This is a genomic window from Roseovarius sp. CAU 1744 (genome assembly GCF_039839345.1).
GTDB lineage: Bacteria > Pseudomonadota > Alphaproteobacteria > Rhodobacterales > Rhodobacteraceae > Roseovarius.
On sequence record NZ_JBDOQV010000003.1, the window covers coordinates 318,966 to 335,971 of the forward strand.

General features: G+C 63.3%; 17 protein-coding genes. 5 read left to right on the forward strand and 12 right to left on the reverse strand.

All coding sequences use genetic code 11. The features are described 5' to 3' along the window. Nucleotides 1-41: 41 nt before the first annotated feature. The 8 genes from AAFO92_RS08000 to hutI all read right to left on the reverse strand — a co-directional run bounded on the left by AAFO92_RS08000 (nucleotide 42) and on the right by hutI (nucleotide 8,734). Nucleotides 42-1,592, reverse strand: a complete 1,551-nt coding sequence (locus AAFO92_RS08000) for a TRAP transporter large permease subunit (protein WP_347534334.1) — start codon at nucleotides 1,590-1,592, stop codon at nucleotides 42-44. Next, a complete protein-coding gene (locus AAFO92_RS08005) occupies nucleotides 1,592-2,098 on the reverse strand; it encodes a TRAP transporter small permease subunit (RefSeq protein WP_347534190.1) in 507 nt (168 codons plus the stop codon). The genes AAFO92_RS08000 and AAFO92_RS08005 overlap by 1 nt, the downstream gene beginning before the upstream one ends. A gap of 59 nt (nucleotides 2,099-2,157) precedes the next feature. Next, entirely contained in the window at nucleotides 2,158-3,243 is a 1,086-nt protein-coding gene (locus AAFO92_RS08010) for a TRAP transporter substrate-binding protein (protein WP_347534191.1), read from the reverse strand. Nucleotides 3,244-3,473: 230 nt separating this feature from the next. Further along, nucleotides 3,474-3,824, reverse strand: coding sequence for a hypothetical protein (locus AAFO92_RS08015; RefSeq protein WP_347534192.1), 351 nt, complete (start codon nucleotides 3,822-3,824; stop codon nucleotides 3,474-3,476). A gap of 96 nt (nucleotides 3,825-3,920) precedes the next feature. Continuing rightward, entirely contained in the window at nucleotides 3,921-4,340 is a 420-nt protein-coding gene (locus AAFO92_RS08020; RefSeq protein ID WP_347534193.1) for a DUF1810 domain-containing protein, read from the reverse strand. After that, entirely contained in the window at nucleotides 4,337-6,004 is a 1,668-nt protein-coding gene (gene hutU / locus AAFO92_RS08025; RefSeq protein WP_347534194.1) for a urocanate hydratase, read from the reverse strand. Before hutU ends, AAFO92_RS08020 begins: the two co-directional genes overlap by 4 nt. A gap of 1 nt (nucleotide 6,005) precedes the next feature. Beyond that, nucleotides 6,006-7,547: a histidine ammonia-lyase gene (gene hutH / locus AAFO92_RS08030; RefSeq protein ID WP_347534195.1), complete on the reverse strand. Its 1,542-nt coding sequence runs from the start codon at nucleotides 7,545-7,547 to the stop codon at nucleotides 6,006-6,008. Next, a complete protein-coding gene (gene hutI, locus AAFO92_RS08035) occupies nucleotides 7,544-8,734 on the reverse strand; it encodes an imidazolonepropionase (RefSeq protein ID WP_347534196.1) in 1,191 nt (396 codons plus the stop codon). Before hutI ends, hutH begins: the two co-directional genes overlap by 4 nt. A 78-nt stretch (nucleotides 8,735-8,812) precedes the next feature. Here hutI and AAFO92_RS08040 point away from each other — a divergent pair, with 78 nt between their 5' ends. Together AAFO92_RS08040 and AAFO92_RS08045 are read left to right on the forward strand one after the other, a co-directional pair. Further along, nucleotides 8,813-10,177 carry a formimidoylglutamate deiminase gene (locus AAFO92_RS08040; RefSeq protein WP_347534197.1) on the forward strand — a complete coding sequence of 455 codons (1,365 nt, stop codon included), beginning with the start codon at nucleotides 8,813-8,815 and terminating at the stop codon, nucleotides 10,175-10,177. Then, nucleotides 10,174-10,878 (forward strand): UTRA domain-containing protein, encoded by a 705-nt coding sequence (locus tag AAFO92_RS08045; protein WP_347534198.1) that lies wholly within the window; start codon nucleotides 10,174-10,176, stop codon nucleotides 10,876-10,878. The genes AAFO92_RS08040 and AAFO92_RS08045 overlap by 4 nt, the downstream gene beginning before the upstream one ends. A 38-nt stretch (nucleotides 10,879-10,916) precedes the next feature. Here the strand turns inward: AAFO92_RS08045 and AAFO92_RS08050 are convergent, their stop codons facing one another. From AAFO92_RS08050 to AAFO92_RS08060, 3 genes are all read right to left on the reverse strand, one after another. Next, complete coding sequence (locus tag AAFO92_RS08050; protein WP_347534199.1) at nucleotides 10,917-11,771, reverse strand: SDR family oxidoreductase; 855 nt, start codon at nucleotides 11,769-11,771, stop codon at nucleotides 10,917-10,919. A 72-nt stretch (nucleotides 11,772-11,843) separates the two neighbouring features. Next, nucleotides 11,844-12,830: a sterol desaturase family protein gene (locus tag AAFO92_RS08055; RefSeq protein ID WP_347534200.1), complete on the reverse strand. Its 987-nt coding sequence runs from the start codon at nucleotides 12,828-12,830 to the stop codon at nucleotides 11,844-11,846. A gap of 33 nt (nucleotides 12,831-12,863) precedes the next feature. Next, nucleotides 12,864-13,619 (reverse strand): class II aldolase and adducin N-terminal domain-containing protein, encoded by a 756-nt coding sequence (locus AAFO92_RS08060; RefSeq protein ID WP_347534201.1) that lies wholly within the window; start codon nucleotides 13,617-13,619, stop codon nucleotides 12,864-12,866. A 104-nt stretch (nucleotides 13,620-13,723) separates the two neighbouring features. Here AAFO92_RS08060 and AAFO92_RS08065 point away from each other — a divergent pair, with 104 nt between their 5' ends. Then, entirely contained in the window at nucleotides 13,724-14,626 is a 903-nt protein-coding gene (locus AAFO92_RS08065; RefSeq protein WP_347534202.1) for a LysR substrate-binding domain-containing protein, read from the forward strand. Here the strand turns inward: AAFO92_RS08065 and AAFO92_RS08070 are convergent. Next, nucleotides 14,596-15,015, reverse strand: coding sequence for a VOC family protein (locus tag AAFO92_RS08070; RefSeq protein WP_347534203.1), 420 nt, complete (start codon nucleotides 15,013-15,015; stop codon nucleotides 14,596-14,598). The two genes, AAFO92_RS08065 and AAFO92_RS08070, sit on opposite strands and share 31 nt — an antisense overlap. Nucleotides 15,016-15,116: 101 nt before the next feature. Here AAFO92_RS08070 and AAFO92_RS08075 point away from each other — a divergent pair, with 101 nt between their 5' ends. Next, nucleotides 15,117-16,601 (forward strand): AMP nucleosidase, encoded by a 1,485-nt coding sequence (locus AAFO92_RS08075; RefSeq protein WP_347534204.1) that lies wholly within the window; start codon nucleotides 15,117-15,119, stop codon nucleotides 16,599-16,601. A gap of 126 nt (nucleotides 16,602-16,727) precedes the next feature. Continuing rightward, nucleotides 16,728-16,958, forward strand: coding sequence for a histone H1 (locus AAFO92_RS08080; RefSeq protein WP_347534205.1), 231 nt, complete (start codon nucleotides 16,728-16,730; stop codon nucleotides 16,956-16,958). The last annotated feature ends 48 nt before the right edge of the window (nucleotides 16,959-17,006 follow it).

Sequence of the window (17,006 nt, forward strand, 5' to 3'; positions counted from 1 at the left end):
ATTAGACGGGCGTGTTTCCGCCCGTCACCGACGGGCCGCCGCTAGAACACCAGGCCGGGCAGCCAGGTGGCCAGTGCAGGCACAGCCCAGATCACCCCGATCCCCGCGATCTGCAACAGGATGAAGGGCGCCACACCGGCATAGATCTGTCCGGTGGTGATCTCAGGCGGCGCGGCCCCGCGCAGGTAGAACAGCGAGAACCCGAATGGCGGCGTCAGGAACGAGGTCTGCAGGTTGATGGCGATCAGGATCGCCAGCCAGACCGGATCATGCCCCATCAGGATCAGCACCGGTGCCACCAGCGGCAGGACGATCACGGTGATCTCGACGAAATCGAGGAAGAAGCCCAGCACGAAGATCAGCGCCATCGCGAAAATCAGCGCGCCGGTGGCGCCGCCGGGCATCGCCTCGAGGATGCCCTGCACGCGGGCGTCGCCGCCGAGACCCACGAAGACCAGCGAAAACACGCTCGCCATCAGGATCGTGGCAAAAATCATCGCCGTAACGGTCATCGTGGTCGTCACCGTCCCGGCCAGCATGTCGCGGGTGTGGAGCCGTCTGAGCGATGCCAGAACCGCCGCCATCCCCACCAGAACCAGCAGCGCGTAGATCGCCGCCATCACATAGCTGCCCAGCCCCGCATCGCTGCGCTGCAGCCGGACCGGGGCGACGCCCGCGGCGACTGCCAGCACCAACAGCGCGGCGACACCGATCAGGATCAGCCGCTTGCTGACCCCCTGCCGCGCCCCCGCCATGAGCACCGCGCCGATCGCGCCCACGGCGGCGGCCTCGGTCGGCGTGGCGATACCGCCCAGGATGGCGCCCAGCACGGCGATGATCAGCATCACCGGCGGCGCCACGGCGCCGGCGACCGTGGCCAGATCGGGGCGGCCTTCGGGGGTAGGTGCTGGCGGCATGTCGCCCGGGCGGATCATCCCGCGCGCAAGAACGTAAAGGATGTAGATCGCCACCAACGTCAGCCCCGGCACCAGCGCTCCGGCGAATATCTGGCCCACGGAAATGGTCTCGACCGTGAACTTGCCCTGCTCGTACTGCGCCTGCTGATAGGCCGAGGACATCACGTCGGAAAGGATGATAAGCAGCGTCGAGGGCGGGATGATCTGCCCCAATGTTCCCGCCGTACAGACCAGCCCCGAAGCCAGCCGCGGGTCATAGCCGGTGCGCAGCATCGTCGGCAGCGCGATCAATCCCATCGCAATCACCGTGGCCCCCACGATCCCCGTCGATGCCGCCAGCAACGCCCCCACCAGAATGACCGATATGCCAAGTCCGCCGCGCAGCTGGCCAAAAAGCCGGCCCATCGTCTCAAGCAGGTCTTCGGCGATTTTCGACCGTTCCAGCACCACGCCCATGATCACGAAAAGCGGGATCGCGATCAGAACGTCATTGGTGATGACGCCAAAGACCCGCTGACCAAGCGCCCCCAGCAGACCGATATTCATCACCCCGGTGGCCCAGCCCAGATAGGCGAATGCGATGGCGACACCGGAGATAGCGAATGACACCGGAAAGCCCAGCAAGATCGCCCCCATCAGCGCGGCAAACATGATGAGGTCGAGATATTCCAGGATCATGCGCGCGCCTTCCCGGCCAGTGCCGCCAACCTGGCAAGCAGGCAGGCAAGCGACTGGATGATCAGGAGAACACAGAAGACCGGGATCAGCGATTTCAGCAGGAACACCGCCGGGATGCCACCCACCGAGAGCGGCCCCTCGTAGATGGCCCAAGCGTTGCGCACGGAGGGCCATGACCAATAGAGCAGCGCCAGCATCGACGGGATCAGCAGAACCGCGTGACCGAAGGTATCAATCCACGCCTTGCCCCGATCCGAAGCCTTGGCCTGAAAGATATCCACCCGCACATGTTCATCGACCAGAAGCGTATAGCCCGCCCCCAGCATGAACAGGGTGGCATGCATGTAGAGCACGCTTTCATTGAGCGCGATCGAGCTGAAACCGTAGACGTAGCGCAGCACCACCACCAAGAACTGTAGCAGCACCATGAACAGCGCCAGCCAGCGGACGGAGCGGCCCACCGCGCGGTTGACGGTGTTCAAGCCATCAGCCAGTCGATCCATGCCCTGCCCCCTTGCAAGCCCCGCCCCGGCACGGAGGCCGGGCCGGGGTTTCTACTCGCTCAATAACCCAGCACCATCGCCCGGGCATTCATCTGGCCGTTATCCGCATGCACCATGTAGGCACCGATGGAATCGCGATAGGCGACAAAGCTCTCGGCGATCCGCCCGACCAGTTCATCCGCGTCCGACCGCAGCCCGTCAATCACGGTCTTGGCGGCGTCACCCATGGCCATCACCACATCGTCCGGCAGCTTTTTCGGCATCACGCCCTCATCCGCCACCAGCTTCTGCAGCGCCAGCGCGTGCTTGGTCTCGTATTCGGTCCAGACATCGTTATAGAGGCTGGAACACGCCGTGCTGACCACCAGTTTCAGATCATCCGGCAGTTCTTCGTAGGCTGCCAGATTGACCCCGCATTCCTCGGCCGAGCTCGGCTCGCCGATCCCCGGCCAGTAGTAGTTCTTGGCGATCTGGTGATAGCCAAGCGCGCTATCGGTCCACGGCCCGATGAATTCGCCTGCGTCAAGCGCACCGGATTGCAGCGCCTGGAACATCGCCGGGCCGGACATCGCCTGCACCGCCATGCCGATCTCGGCGCACATCTCCGAGGCCAGACCGGTGGTGCGGTATTTCACGCCCTTCAGATCATCGACCGAGTTGATTTCATCCCGGAACCAGCCGAACCATTGCGGCCCGGAATTGCCGCACAGGAAGGGCTTGATGCCAAAACGGCCATACATCTCGTCATAAAGCGCCTGACCGCCGCCATGCACCATCCAGCCGACCTGTTCGTCGGCCCGCAGGCCAAATGGTTGCGAACCAAAGAGAAGGATACCCTTGGATTTCGACCCCCAGTAGGCCGGCACCGCATGATAGAGATGCGCCGTACCTTCGGACACCGCATCGAACACCCCGCGGCCGGGAACGATCTCTCCGGCGGCGTGCAGCGTCACCTCGATCCGGCCGCCCGACAGCGTGGTGATCCGGTCCGCCAGTGTCTGTGCGGCCACCCCCGGCCCCGGCAGGTTTTTCGGCCATGCCGTCACCATCGACCATTGCCGCACATCCTGTGCGATCGCCGGGCTTGCCAGCCCCGCCGCCGCGGTACCGAATGCCCCGGCCCGGATAAATTCACGTCGTTTCATTGTCACTACCTCCTTGCTAATCCGTTCTGTAACCCGGTTGTCGGCTGGCCGCGTTCGCGCGGCTGTCCGGCAAGCCCTTATCGAATATCAGGCAACCATCGGCGGCGGCAACAGACTTGCCCGTTGCCAACATTCGCCCATGGACAGCATCGCCGTCCATCCCGGATTCGGTCACCGGTATTTGCGCTGGAACAAGTGGCCGACAGGCCGCAGAACCAGGGGCCAGAATGCTACTGGCAGAAGAACTGCCCGTTCTGACCCGTGTCGAGATCGACGATGGCCATGTTGTTTCCGACGTATCGCATCTCGATCCGCGATTCACGGTGGCGGGCACCACTGACCCAGGCCCCGCCAACCCCGCCATTCTGGTTCGAGATAACTTCGAAATCATACCGTGTCCCACTCGCGTCGAACAGCGTGCCGTAATATCCGTAGGTCTGCGAATAGGCGAGGTACTCGACCAGCAACTGGCCCTGAAGCGGCACGCCCGCAAACTGACCGTTGCACATATATCGGGCGCTGTTCTGTGCGCTCAGGGAACTTGCGGAAACCAACAGGAGTACAAAAAGAGCGAATCTCATTATTTCCTCCAAAAATAGAAGTGACGAAAAATCTGCTAATCAATGCGGCGCAGTTTACCATATTTTCGTCGCAACTTCTATTTTGGGTCTTTCTGCTCATTCCTTGCCATCCTCCAAAAGAGCCCGCGTCAGTTCGCATACTTTCCCCGTGTGAAATGCCCCCAGCACCTGGTTGAAGACGGCCTCGGGACCGGCGTGTTGGAACAGGGTCATGGACGAGCGCAGCTTCATCGCGTCCACCGGGCCAAGAATCGCCTCGATGGGATGCCCCGCATGTGGCAGGAGCGCAGCGCTGATTGTCACCAACCGTGCGCCCAGCACCGGATGCGCCAGGTATTCCCGCGCCTCGGTCAGGTCTTCGATGCCATATTTCTGCGCAGTGACCGAACGGCCCAGACCCCTGAGCTGCGGAAAGATGAACCACATCCAGTGGGTACGCTTGCGGCCAGCCCGGATTTCCTCCAGCGGGGCCGGCCAGATGCGTGCCTGCGCCTCTATGAACCGCTCTAGGCTCAACCCAGGATACCGGGCAGGTTCAGGCCGTTTTCCTTCGCGCAGTCGATGGCGATTTCGTAACCGGCATCGGCGTGGCGCATGACGCCCGTGGCCGGGTCGTTCCACAACACGTTTGCAATCCGCCGGTCTGCGTCCTCGGTCCCGTCGCAGCAGATCACCATGCCGGAATGCTGGCTGAACCCCATGCCGACCCCACCGCCATGATGCAGCGAAACCCACGTCGCCCCGCTGGCAGTATTCAACAGCGCATTCAGAAGCGGCCAGTCACTGACCGCGTCGCTGCCATCCTTCATCGCCTCGGTTTCCCGGTTTGGCGACGCGACAGACCCTGAATCCAGGTGATCGCGCCCGATCACCACCGGCGCCGACAATTCGCCATTGCGCACCATCTCGTTGAAGGCCAGCCCCAGCTTGTGGCGCACCCCCAGGCCGACCCAGCAGATCCGCGCGGGCAGGCCCTGAAAGCTGATCCGCTCCTTCGCCATGTCCAGCCAATTGTGCAGGTGCGGGTCATCCACCAGTTCCTTTACCTTGGCGTCGGTCTTGTAGATGTCCTCGGGGTCGCCGCTCAGCGCACACCAGCGGAACGGCCCGATCCCGCGGCAGAAGAGGGGGCGGATATAGGCCGGCACGAACCCGGGAAAGGCAAAGGCGTTTTCCAGACCCTCTTCCAGCGCAACTTGCCGGATGTTGTTGCCGTAATCCAGTGTAGGCACGCTGGCATTCCAGAAATCGACCATCGCCGCAACATGCAGTTTCATGCTGGCCCGCGCCGCCTTTTCGACGGCTTTCGGGTCGCTTTCCTGTTTCGCCCGCCACTCGGCCACGGTCCAGCCCTGCGGCAGGTAGCCATGCACCGGGTCATGGGCGCTGGTCTGGTCGGTCACGATATCGGGCTTCACCCCGCGCCGGACCAGTTCCGGGAACACGTCCGCCGCATTGCCGATCAACGCCACGGATTTCGCCTCGCCGGCCTTGGTCCAACGCTCGATCATCGCCAACGCGTCGTCCAGCGAATGGGTCTTTTCGTCCACGTAGCGCGTCCGCAGGCGGAAATCGGCGCGGGTTTCGTCACATTCCACTGCCAGACAGCAGGCGCCCGCCATCACCGCCGCCAAGGGTTGCGCGCCGCCCATGCCGCCCAGGCCCGCGGTCAGGATCCATTTGCCGGTCAGATCACCGCCGTAATGCTGCCGCCCGGCCTCGACAAAGGTCTCATACGTGCCCTGCACGATGCCCTGTGACCCGATATAGATCCATGATCCGGCGGTCATCTGGCCATACATCGCCAGCCCCTTCTTATCCAACTCGTTGAAATGATCCCAGGTGGCCCAATGCGGCACGAGGTTCGAATTGGCGATCAGCACCCGCGGCGCGTCCTTGTGGGTGCGGAACACACCGACCGGCTTGCCGGATTGTACCAGCAGGGTCTGGTCGTCTTCCAGTTCCTTGAGTTGTGCAACGATAGTGTCGAAATCCGCCCATGTCCGTGCTGCGCGGCCGATTCCGCCATAGACCACCAGCTCATGCGGGTTTTCGGCGACATCCGGGTGCAGGTTGTTCATCAGCATCCGCATCGGCGCCTCGGTCAGCCAGCTTTTTGCACTGATTTCGGGGCCGGTATCGGGATAGACGTCGCGGGTGTTGTGGCGCGGATTGGTCATCTCAGATGTCTCCCATATCAAGGGTCATGGTCAGGCCGGCAGCCTCGGCCAGCGCGCCCGAGCCGATCAGCCTGACACCGGATTGCAGGTCGGGCGCCAGATAGCGGTCGGCCTCGATCGCCGGAATGTCGTTGCGCAACCGCGCCACTGCCGCCTGCAATGGCGCGCTGGTTTTCAGCGGCGCGCGGAATTCTATCCCCTGTGCGGCACAGATCGCTTCGACCCCCAGGATCGTGTTCAGGTTCGCGTTCATCCGCGCCAGCCGTCGCGCCGCATGCGCCGCCATCGAAACATGGTCTTCCTGATTGGCCGATGTGGGCGTGCTGTCGGTGGTGCAGGGATTGGCCATATGCTTGTTCTCGCTCATCAGCGCGGCCGTCGTCACCTCGGCAATCATCAGGCCCGAATTCAGCCCCGGCTCGGGCGTCAGGAAAGGTGGCAGATCGAAGCTCAGCGTCGGGTCCACCATCAATGCCACGCGCCGTTGAGCAATTGCACCAATCTCGGCAATGGCCAAGGCAATCTGATCTGCGGCAAACCCGACCGGTTCCGCGTGGAAGTTCCCACCGCTGACGATGCGACCCTCTTTCACCAGAACCAGCGGGTTATCGGTCACCGCGTTGGCTTCGACCTCCAGCACTTCGCCGGCCCGGCGCAGAAGGTCGATCGCGGCGCCGCTGACCTGCGCCTGACAGCGGATGCAGTAGGGATCCTGCACGCGCGTGTCGCCCTCACGATGGCTTTCGCGGATCTCGCTGCCGGTCATCAGCGCACTTTGCATGCGCGCCACCGCGATCTGTCCGCGATGCCCGCGCAAGGTATGGATTTCGTCCACCAGCGGCGCGGTCGAGCCCATGATCGCGTCCGTGGACATCGCCGCGGTCACGATACAGGCCTGGGCGTTGCGCCAGGCGCCCCACAGCCCGACCAGCGCGCAAGCGGTGGAAAACTGGGTGCCATTGATCAGTGCCAACCCTTCTTTCGGTCCCAGCACAATAGGCTCTAACCCGGCGCGGCGCAGCGCCTCTTGGCCCGGCAGACGCTCTCCGTCGTGCCAGGCCTCACCCTCGCCGATCATTGCCGCGGCCATATGCGCCAGCGGTGCCAGATCGCCCGACGCCCCGACCGAGCCCTGATCGGGCACAACCGGCGTCACGCCCTTGTCCAGCATTCCTTCGATCAGCGCCACGGTCGGCCAGACAACACCCGACGCCCCCCTGCCCAGCGACAGCAGCTTCAACACCATCATCAACCGCGTCGTCGGTATATCCAGTGGCTCACCCACGCCGCAACAATGGCTCAGGATCAGGTTCCGCTGCAGCGCCGCGACATCTCTTGCCGGGATCTTGACGCTGGCCAGCTTGCCGAATCCGGTGTTGACGCCATAGACGGCTTCATCCCCCGCGGCGGCCTTGGCGACCAGCGCCGCCGCGGCCTCGATCGCCGGTTTGACGGCCCCGTCCAGCGTCGCCGGCAAGCCGTGGCGCCAGATCGTTTCCAGCTGCGTCAGGCCCGTCGCCCCGGGTGTCAGAACCTCGCTCATCCCGCCCCTCCAAAGATTCTCCGTTCCAGCGGGTTAAACCCGATACGATAGGCAAGTTCGGCTGGTTCAGAGACGTTCCAGATGGCCAGATCGGCGCGTTTGCCGGGCGCGATCACACCGCAATCCTCCAGGCCCAGGGCAAGGGCCGCGTTCCGGGTCACGCCCGCCAACGCCTCTTCCGGCGTCATTCGAAACAGGGTGCAGCCCATGTTCATCGTCAACAACAACGAGGTCAGCGGCGATGACCCCGGATTGCAGTCAGTCGCCAGCGCCATCGGAACGCCATGGTCCCGAAAGGCCGCAACGGGCGGCATCTGCGTCTCGTGCAGCGTGTAGAATGCGCCGGGCAACAGAACCGCCGCGCTGCCCGCGCCAGCCAGCGCCGCGGCGTCTTCCTCGGTGGCATATTCCACGTGATCGGCCGACAGCGCACCATAGGCGGCGGCCAGCCGCGTGCCGCCGATATTGCTCAGCTGTTCGGCATGAAGCTTGACCGGCAAGCCCAATTCGCGCGCGCGGTCGAACACGCGGCCCATCTGCGCAGTGTCAAAGGCGATCCCTTCACAGAAACCGTCCACCGCGTCCACCACGCCTTCGGCATGGGCGGCGTCGAGTGAGGGGATGCAGATTTCGTCGATATAGGCGTCCGCGCGACCCGTGTACTCCGGCGGCACCGCATGGGCGCCTAGGAACGAGGTTCTGATCCTGACGGGACGTGCATCTTCGATCCGGCGGGCAACCCGCAGCATCTTCAGCTCGGTATCCCGATCCAGCCCATAGCCGGATTTCACCTCGATCACGCTGACCCCTTCGGCCAGCATGGCATCCACCCGCCGCAGCGCATCGGCCAACAGGTCATCCTCGGGCGTTTCCCGGGTCGCCGTGACCGTCGAGACGATCCCGCCCCCGGCACGCGCCACCTCTTCGTAGCTGGCCCCGTTCAGGCGCATCTCGAATTCAGTCGCGCGATTTCCGCCAAAGACGATATGCGTGTGGCAGTCAATCAACGCAGGTGTCACCAGCCGGCCCGCCAGGTCTTCACCGGGGACCTCCAGGTCCGGCGGCAGATCAGCCTCGGGCCCAACCCATGAGATTAGTCCCTGTTCCACCTTAATTGCAGCTTTTTCGATCAACCCGTAGGGCTGAACCCCGGCCATCGTGGCCACCGCTGCATTTCGCAAGAGCATGAAAACAACTTTCTTGATCGGGTGAGTCGTATTTGATATTATGTCTAGACATAAAAACCTGTCAAGCGGGGACATGTCATGAAAACGATCTGGGCGGCACAGGCCCTTTTGCCCACCGGTTGGGCCAGCGATGTCGCGGTAACGGTGGACGAGACCGGGCAGATCACGGATATCGCCGATGGCCAACCCGCCCGAGGGCATCGTGCTGGCATCCTGCTACCGGCGCCGGCCAATGCCCACTCACACGCTTTTCAGCGCGCGATGGCAGGCCTGACCGAAACCCGCGGCCCCGACCCGCGCGACAGCTTCTGGACCTGGCGGCGGCTGATGTATCGCTTTCTCGACCTGCTCACCCCCGAACAGGTGCAGGCCATCACCGCGCTGGTTCAGATGGAAATGCTGGAAGCGGGTTATGCCACGAACGTGGAATTCCATTACCTGCACCACCAGCCCGGCGGCGTGCCCTATTATGACCTTTCGGAAATGTCCCAACGGATCACCGCCGCCGCGCTGCAGACCGGCATCGGGCTGACCCTGCTGCCGGTGCAGTATCAATTTGGCGGATGCGACCGCCGCGAACTGACCGCGGGCCAGATCCGGTTCGGCAACGATCCCGCGCGCTTTGCCCGGTTGATGGAGGAAGCCAGCCGCGCCCTGACCGCCCTGCCTGCCGATACGCGCCTTGGCGTGGCGCCGCACAGCCTGCGCGCCGTTGCCCCGGAATCAGTCACTGAAGCGCCGGAACTTGCCGCCGGCGGGCCCATCCACATGCATTTGGCCGAACAGCTGGCCGAGGTCGAGGAAGTGCAATCGGCCTACGGACAGCGCCCTGTGGAATGGCTGCTGGACAACGCCCATGTCACCGATCAGTGGTGCCTGATTCACTGCACCCAGATGGAGGTACATGAAACCACCGCCCTGGCGCTGACCGGTGCGGTCGCAGGCCTCTGCCCGATCACCGAATCGAGCCTTGGGGACGGGATATTCGATGGTGTTCGCTGGCTGGACACCCAAGGCAAGATCGCCATCGGTTCCGATTCCAACATCCGCATCTCTCTCAGCGAAGAACTCCGCACGCTCGACTATTCACAACGCCTGCGCGACGGATCCCGCGCGGCGCTGGCCACCCCGGAACATTCGACCGGGCGGCGCCTGTTCAACGCCGTCTGCACCGGGGGCGCCAGGGCGGCGGGGCGAAATGCCGGCCATATCGCAAAGGGCTACCTGGCCGATCTTCTGGCGCTGGATGACGGTCATATCGACCTGGCCGGGCAATCGGGCGACAAACTGCTTGATTGCTGGATTTTCGCGGGGGATGACCGGATGGTCACCGATGTCTGGTCCGCCGGACGCCATCTTGTGAAAGAGGGCCGGCATATCGCCCGCGACCAGATCACCGCGGCTTATGGCGAGGCGATCAAACCGCTCCGGGATGCCTTGTGAGCGGCGCGGGCATCCGCAGCTGGCAGGCCATTCAGACAGAGGTCATGCGCCGCATCCATGCCCGTGAATGGCCGCCCGGCCACACCATCCCGAACGAGGTCGATCTGGCGCGGGAGTTCGGCTGTGCCCGCGCCACCGTAAACCGGGCGCTGCAATCGCTGGCCGATGCGGGCCTGTTGGAGCGCCGCCGCAAGGCGGGCACCCGCGTGGCGCTGCACCCGGTCGGCAAGGCCACCGTCGACATCCCCGTGATCCGGCAGGAGATCGAGGAACGCGGGCTGCGCTATGGCTATCAGCTGATCGCGCGAAACATCGACATCCCGCCGCCGCGCCTTGGCGGCAAGAACGCGGCGCTTCACGTCACCGCGCTCCACACTGCCGATGGCGCGCCTTACGTGTTCGAGGACCGGTGGATCAACACTGACACCGTGCCTGGCGCGCTGGACCAGCCTTTTGACCGGATTAGCGCCAATGAATGGCTGGTCACGACCGCACCTTATACCCACGGCGATATCGGGTTCAGCGCACAACCCGCCAACGCGACGCAATCGGCCCTGCTGGACGCGCGGGCAAACGCGCCCGTCTTCGTGATTGACCGGACCACCTGGGACGGAGAGGATACCGTTACCACCGTGACACTGACCTATGCGCCGGGTTACCGGATCCACACGATCATCGGCACCGGGCCGGTGGCGTTCTGACGCGGGTCAGAAACAGGCCGTTCGGTCAGGCAGGCGGCTCACCCGCCTTCGGCCAACAGGGTCGCCAGGCCCTCGCGATAGTTGGGATGGCGCAGGGTGACGCCAAGTTCGTGCTTGATGCGGCGATTCGAGATGCGCTTGGATTCGGAATAGAAACTGCGCGCCATCGGGCTCATATCAGCCTCTTCAATGGGGATCTCCGGCGGCATCGGCGCGCCCAGCAATTCGGCCGCATAGCCGATCACATCCTGCGGCGGGGCCGGTTCGTCATCGCAGACGTTATAGGCACGGCCGGGATTGGGCCGGGCGATCGACGCCGCCAGAACCTGGGCGATATCCTCGACATGCACGCGGCTGAAAATCTGGTTCTCCTTGATGATGCGCCGTGCCGTACCCTGCCTGATCTTCTGGAACGGTCCGCGGCCGGGGCCGTAGATTCCCGCCAGGCGAAAGATGTGCACCGGCAGCTGCGGCACCGCCAGCCAGCGCTCTTCGGCCGCCTTGCGCCATCTTCCGCGCTGGGTCGTCGGGCGCAGCTCGGCATCTTCATCGGTCCACTCACCATCATGATTGCCGTAGACGCCGGTGGTGGACATATACCCGAACCAGTCGAGTTGCCCGGCAATCTGGCTGATCCTGTCGCCATATTCGTTATAGACCGGATCACCGGCCTCTCTCGGGCCAGCCGAAACCAGGACATGGGTGGCCGCGGCAAAGGCCTCGTCCAGCGACGTGTCAGACCAGAGGACGGGGTTGATGCCCGTTTCTGCAAGGGCCGCGAATTTCTCCCGGCTCCGCGTGGTGCCGTAGATCGTCCAGCCCTGCGGCAGCAGCAGCCGCGCCAGCGCCTGCGCGGAATAGCCATGGCCAAAGGAGATCAGGGTCTTGCTCATGCGCCCTTAATGCGCAGCACCGTCGCCGGTGACAAGGGTCCAGCGGCAATTCAACCCCGGCCTGCCCGGAAATCAGGCATGCATCTTCTTCTTGCGGGCGCGGGTGGCGGTTGTTGCGTCCTCGCTGCCATCGTGGAAGGTGCCGAACCAGCGGTCCCAGGGCATCTCTTGATTGCCATAGTTGCATTCGTAATAGCGGTGGTGAAGCTGGTGATAGAACGTGCCCAGCGCAAGCCGCCGCTTGTCCCTGATAAGCAGGTCCTCGTAGCCGGTATGGGTCATCGCCGCCCCCGGCCCCTGGTAGATCACGTGAAAGATCAGGTGGATCGGATGGCTGGCCACGATCCAGTGAATGCACAGCGAGGTCAGGTAGATGAAATGCTCGACCGGGTGCATCGACAGGCCGGACCACGGCCCGATATTGACGTTGCGGTGATGCAGCGAGTGGACCCGCTTGTAGAGCAGCGGCACATGCAGCAACCGGTGCGCCCAGTAGAAATGAAATGCGCTCCAGACCGGCAGCAGGATCAGCGCCAGGATGAACCAGACCGGGTTCGATGCGAGTGTGATCGTCGGCGCATAGCCATTTGCCATCAGCCACATCGTCACCACCTGGAACGCGGTCAGTTGCGCCACACCCGACCCCAGCGACCAGAACATGTTGTCATGCACCTGGTTCGAGAAATTCCACAGCCGGTTGCCCTTGGCCTGCGGGCGCTTGTCGAATTTCAGCGTCTGTCCCTGCCCCTTGTGGATGTAGAAATACCAGTGCAGGCCGCCCGCGATGGCAATCATCAGTCCCATGTTCACCGCCCAGGTCTGGACGATCCAGCCGACGGCAAATGTCTTTGCGGTCTCCAGCGAGGGATAGAGCAGGTAGTAGGCGGCAACCGCGACGATCACCATTATCACCCGCTCGCTGAGCGTCAGCCAGTTGCGCGCGAGCCAGCGGGCCAGGAACCCGGGGCTGGGCGGCCATTTGAAGAGCGACGAATCCTGCAGCGGCAGGTCGGGGTGGTAATTCCATTCGCGCGATTGTTTGCCTGTGGTGTCAGACATTGCTTCTCTCCGAAATCAGAACGTTGACGCCCGCTACGACGCGTAGGTCGATCCTTCGTCATCAAGGATCGCCTTCAGCTCTGCCAGATGCCGTTCGGCCTGGCCGGGATAGTCGTTGATCTCCTGCGCGGTCTTTTCAGCGATCTCGTCCGGGATCAGGCGCAGCGGCTGCCCGGTCCAGAGCGCCTTGATATAAGTCTCGCAGGCGCGTTCGAAATAATACATCCGGTTGAAGGTCTCGGCCACGGTACGGCCGATCACCATGATGCCGTGATTGCCCATCACCAGCACGGTTTTCGACGGGTCGCTGAGGTTGGAACAGCAGCGCTCGGCCTCTTCCTCGAAGGCCAGACCGCCGAATTGATCATCCACCGCCACACGGTTGTAGAAAGTGGCGGTGTTCTGATCGATCGGCGGCAGCGTGCTGTCGGCCAGCGACGCCAGCACCGTGGCATGGATCGAATGCACATGCATCGCACAGCGGGCGTGCGGGCACATCCGGTGCAGCGCACCGTGCAGGCCCCAGGCGGTCGGGTCGGGCGCGTCGGGTTTGTCCAGCGTTTCGGGATCGTTTGCGTCCAGCAACAGCAGGTCGGACGCCTTGATCCGGCTGAAATGCACCTGGTTGGGATTCATCAGAAACTGCGTGCCATCCTCGTTCACCGCCAGCGAGAAATGGTTGGCCACGGCCTCGTGCAGGTTCAGCCTCTCGGTCCAGCGAAATGCGGCGGCCAGGTCAACACGTTCCTGCCAATGGTCGATATTGGGACGAAGTTCGGTGACGGACATCTGCGGACCCTCTTGTTTGCCTGCACAGAATGCTGCCTTGCCCGCGCGCACTTTACCAACGAAAAATCCGATGCCATGCTATAAGTAATGCTAATGGGCAAGTTATGACGAATCGAAAATCACTCCCCCCGCTGAACTGGTTGCGTGCGTTCGAGGCCGCGGCGCGGCACCTGTCCTTCACCGCCGCGGCGTCCGAGCTGAACATGACCCAAAGTGCGGTCAGCCAGCAGATCAAGGCGTTGGAGGGTCACATGGGCAGGGCACTTTTCCAACGTCACCCGCGCGCGCTGGAACTGACGGTCACCGGGGTCAGCTATCTGCCGATCGTGCGCGATGCGTTCCGCACCCTGTCGCGCGGCACACTGGCGGTGACGGGAGGAATCGAGAACGTGGTGCAGGTCCATGCCAACATGAGCTTCGGCACGTTCTGGCTGGCGCCGCGACTGGGGCGGTTTTACGCCCGCCACCCCGACGTGCGGCTCAACATCACCGCCGAATTGTGGGAGCAGACCACCGGCATCGCCCCCGGCGCCGATGTCGAGATACGCTATACCGTCCGCCCGTCCGAGGGGGTGGTCGCCCGGAAACTGGTGCAGGATTATGCCTATCCCGTTGCTGCGCCCGGCTGGACGGGCACGCTGGACGACATTCCGAATGAAACGCTTTTCGATTGCGCCAACCTGATGGCGACATGGGCGGCCTGGGGCGAGGACCTGGGCCTTGACTGGTCGGACCTCAAAGTCACCTATGCCACGACCTATGCGGTGGCGCTGTCGGCGGCGGTGGCCGGATCGGGCCTGTGCATGGCCCATGACACGATTGCCCGGCGCCTGATCGACAACGGGCAATTGCAGCGCTTGTTCGATCACCGCGCCGAGATGCAGGAAGCCTATTACATGGTCACCGCTCCGCACATCGCCGAGGTACCCGGCGCGCAGGCCTTCGCCGATTGGCTGCTTGAGGAAATGGCCGCGGATCAGCGCGGCCGGGACGCCACCCAGGCATAGCCGTTGGCGCACAGGATATAGACCTCGCGCAGGCCGTGCGGCTTGTCTGTCGGCGGCTGCAATATATGCGCGCCGAGCGCCGAGGCCTTCGCGGCGGCCTCATCCGGATCGCTATGATAGAGCCTGATTTCCGCCCCCGCGCCGCGTGCGCCTGCTTCGGGAAGGAGCCCCAGCAAAGGGTTGGCATGATAGGTGCCGTCCGCATGCAGCTGCATCACCTGTCCGCGGTAGCGCAGGATCGCGAAATCCCTGGTCGGCTGATGCGCCGACATGCCGAACACCTCGGTCAGGAACGCCACCTGCGCGGGCACGTCGCGCACCAGCAGATTCAGGCCGATCCCCGTCAGTGACGCCCCGAATGCCTCGGCGCTGATCGTGTCGTAATCCATCGCCGCCCCCCGACTGGCCGCAGCTTGATCCCGCCCGGCAGCCGTGTCAACGTGCGGGTGCTGCGGGCCGGAACGCCGCCCGCTGAATTCGGGACGCCACCATGAACATCCACGGCCAGCAAGAAAACCTGTTGACGCCCGCCCAGCCGGACTCGCAGGAATTTTTCGACGCCACCGCGGCAGTGAACCGGCTGGTCGAACTTTATGAAACCGCGTCCGGGTTCCTGTGCACCGCATTCAACAAGGCGATGCGCGGCGAGGTGCCAGCGCAGCGGGTCCGCGCCTATTACCCCGAGATCAGGATCACCACGACGACCTTCAGCCAGGTCGACAGCCGGCTGAGTTTCGGCCACGTATCGGCACCGGGAACCTATGCGGCAACCATCACCCGGCCGGTTCTGTTCCGCAATTACCTGGAACAGCAGATCGGCCTTCTGCTGAAGAACCACGATGTGCCGGTGCGCATCGCTGTCTCGTCCACGCCGATCCCGGTGCATTTTGCCGTCGCCACCGACCCAAGCATGACAGTGCCGCAAGAAGGCGCCGCCGATTTCACCCTGCGCGACAAGTTCGACGTGCCGGATCTGGGCACGACCAATGATGACATCGTCAACGGCACGTTCACGCCCGGTCCCGACGGGGTGGGACCACTTGCGCCGTTTTCGGCCCAACGGGTGGATTACTCGCTGGCGCGGCTGGCCCATTATACCGCGACCGATCCGGCGCATTTCCAGAACCACGTGCTTTTCACCAACTACCAGTTCTATGTCTCCGAGTTCGAGACCTACGCGCGCAACGCATTGGCGGACCCCGACAGTGGCTACACCGCCTTTGTCAGCACCGGCAATGTCCAGATCACCGCGCCCGACGGGATGATCGAAACCCCCGCGACCATGCCGCAGATGCCGTCCTATCACCTCAAGCGCGCGGATGGGAAAGGCATCACCCTGGTCAATATCGGTGTCGGCCCGTCCAACGCAAAAACCGCAACCGATCATATTGCCGTGCTGCGCCCCCATGCCTGGCTGATGGTGGGCCATTGCGCCGGGCTGCGCAATTCGCAAAGCCTGGGCGATTTCGTCCTGGCCCATGCCTATCTGCGCGAGGATGGCGTTCTGGATGCCGACATCCCCGCCTGGGTGCCGATCCCGGCCCTGGCGGAAATCCAGATTGCGCTGGAACAGGCGGTCGCCACTGAAACCCAGCTGGAAGGGTACGACCTAAAGCGGATCATGCGCACCGGGACCGTGGCCAGCCTGGACAACCGCAACTGGGAACTGCGCGACCAGACCGGCCCGGTGCAGCGGCTCAGCCAGTCGCGCGCCATCGCGCTGGACATGGAAAGCGCCACCATTGCCGCCAACGGTTTCCGCTTCCGCGTTCCCTACGGCACCCTGCTCTGCGTCAGCGACAAGCCGCTGCACGGCGAATTGAAACTGCCCGGCATGGCCAGCGATTTCTATAAAACGCAGGTTTCCCGCCACCTGATGATAGGGATTCGCGCCATGGAAACCCTGGCCGAAATGCCCTTGGAACGGCTCCACAGCCGCAAATTACGCTCTTTTGAAGAGACCGCCTTCCTCTGACCAGAGGAAAATCAGCACAAAATGGGTAGTGTCTCACTCTGAAATCGCTGATTTCTGGATTTTTCACCCACTCGATCCCATGTTATGCTTAGCGATAAGCAAAATTGAGGAAGGTCGAGAGAATCAATGCCCAAAGGACCGAAAGGTGAAAAACGCCCCGCAGACGTTATAGGCAATGCCGTGAAGATTGCCCAGATCGCCACGGGTGAAATTGAAGATGACGTTGAGGACGACGGGAAGGATCCGGCGGCCAAGGCGCTCGGGGCAAAGGGTGGTAAAGCCCGCGCGGCCAAACTGTCGCCGGATCGACGAAGTGAGATTGCGAAGAAGGCGGCGGCGAAACGTTGGGGCAAATAACTCACCACTCAACTCTTGTTATGAATGGTGAGGGGTGTTACTAAGGGT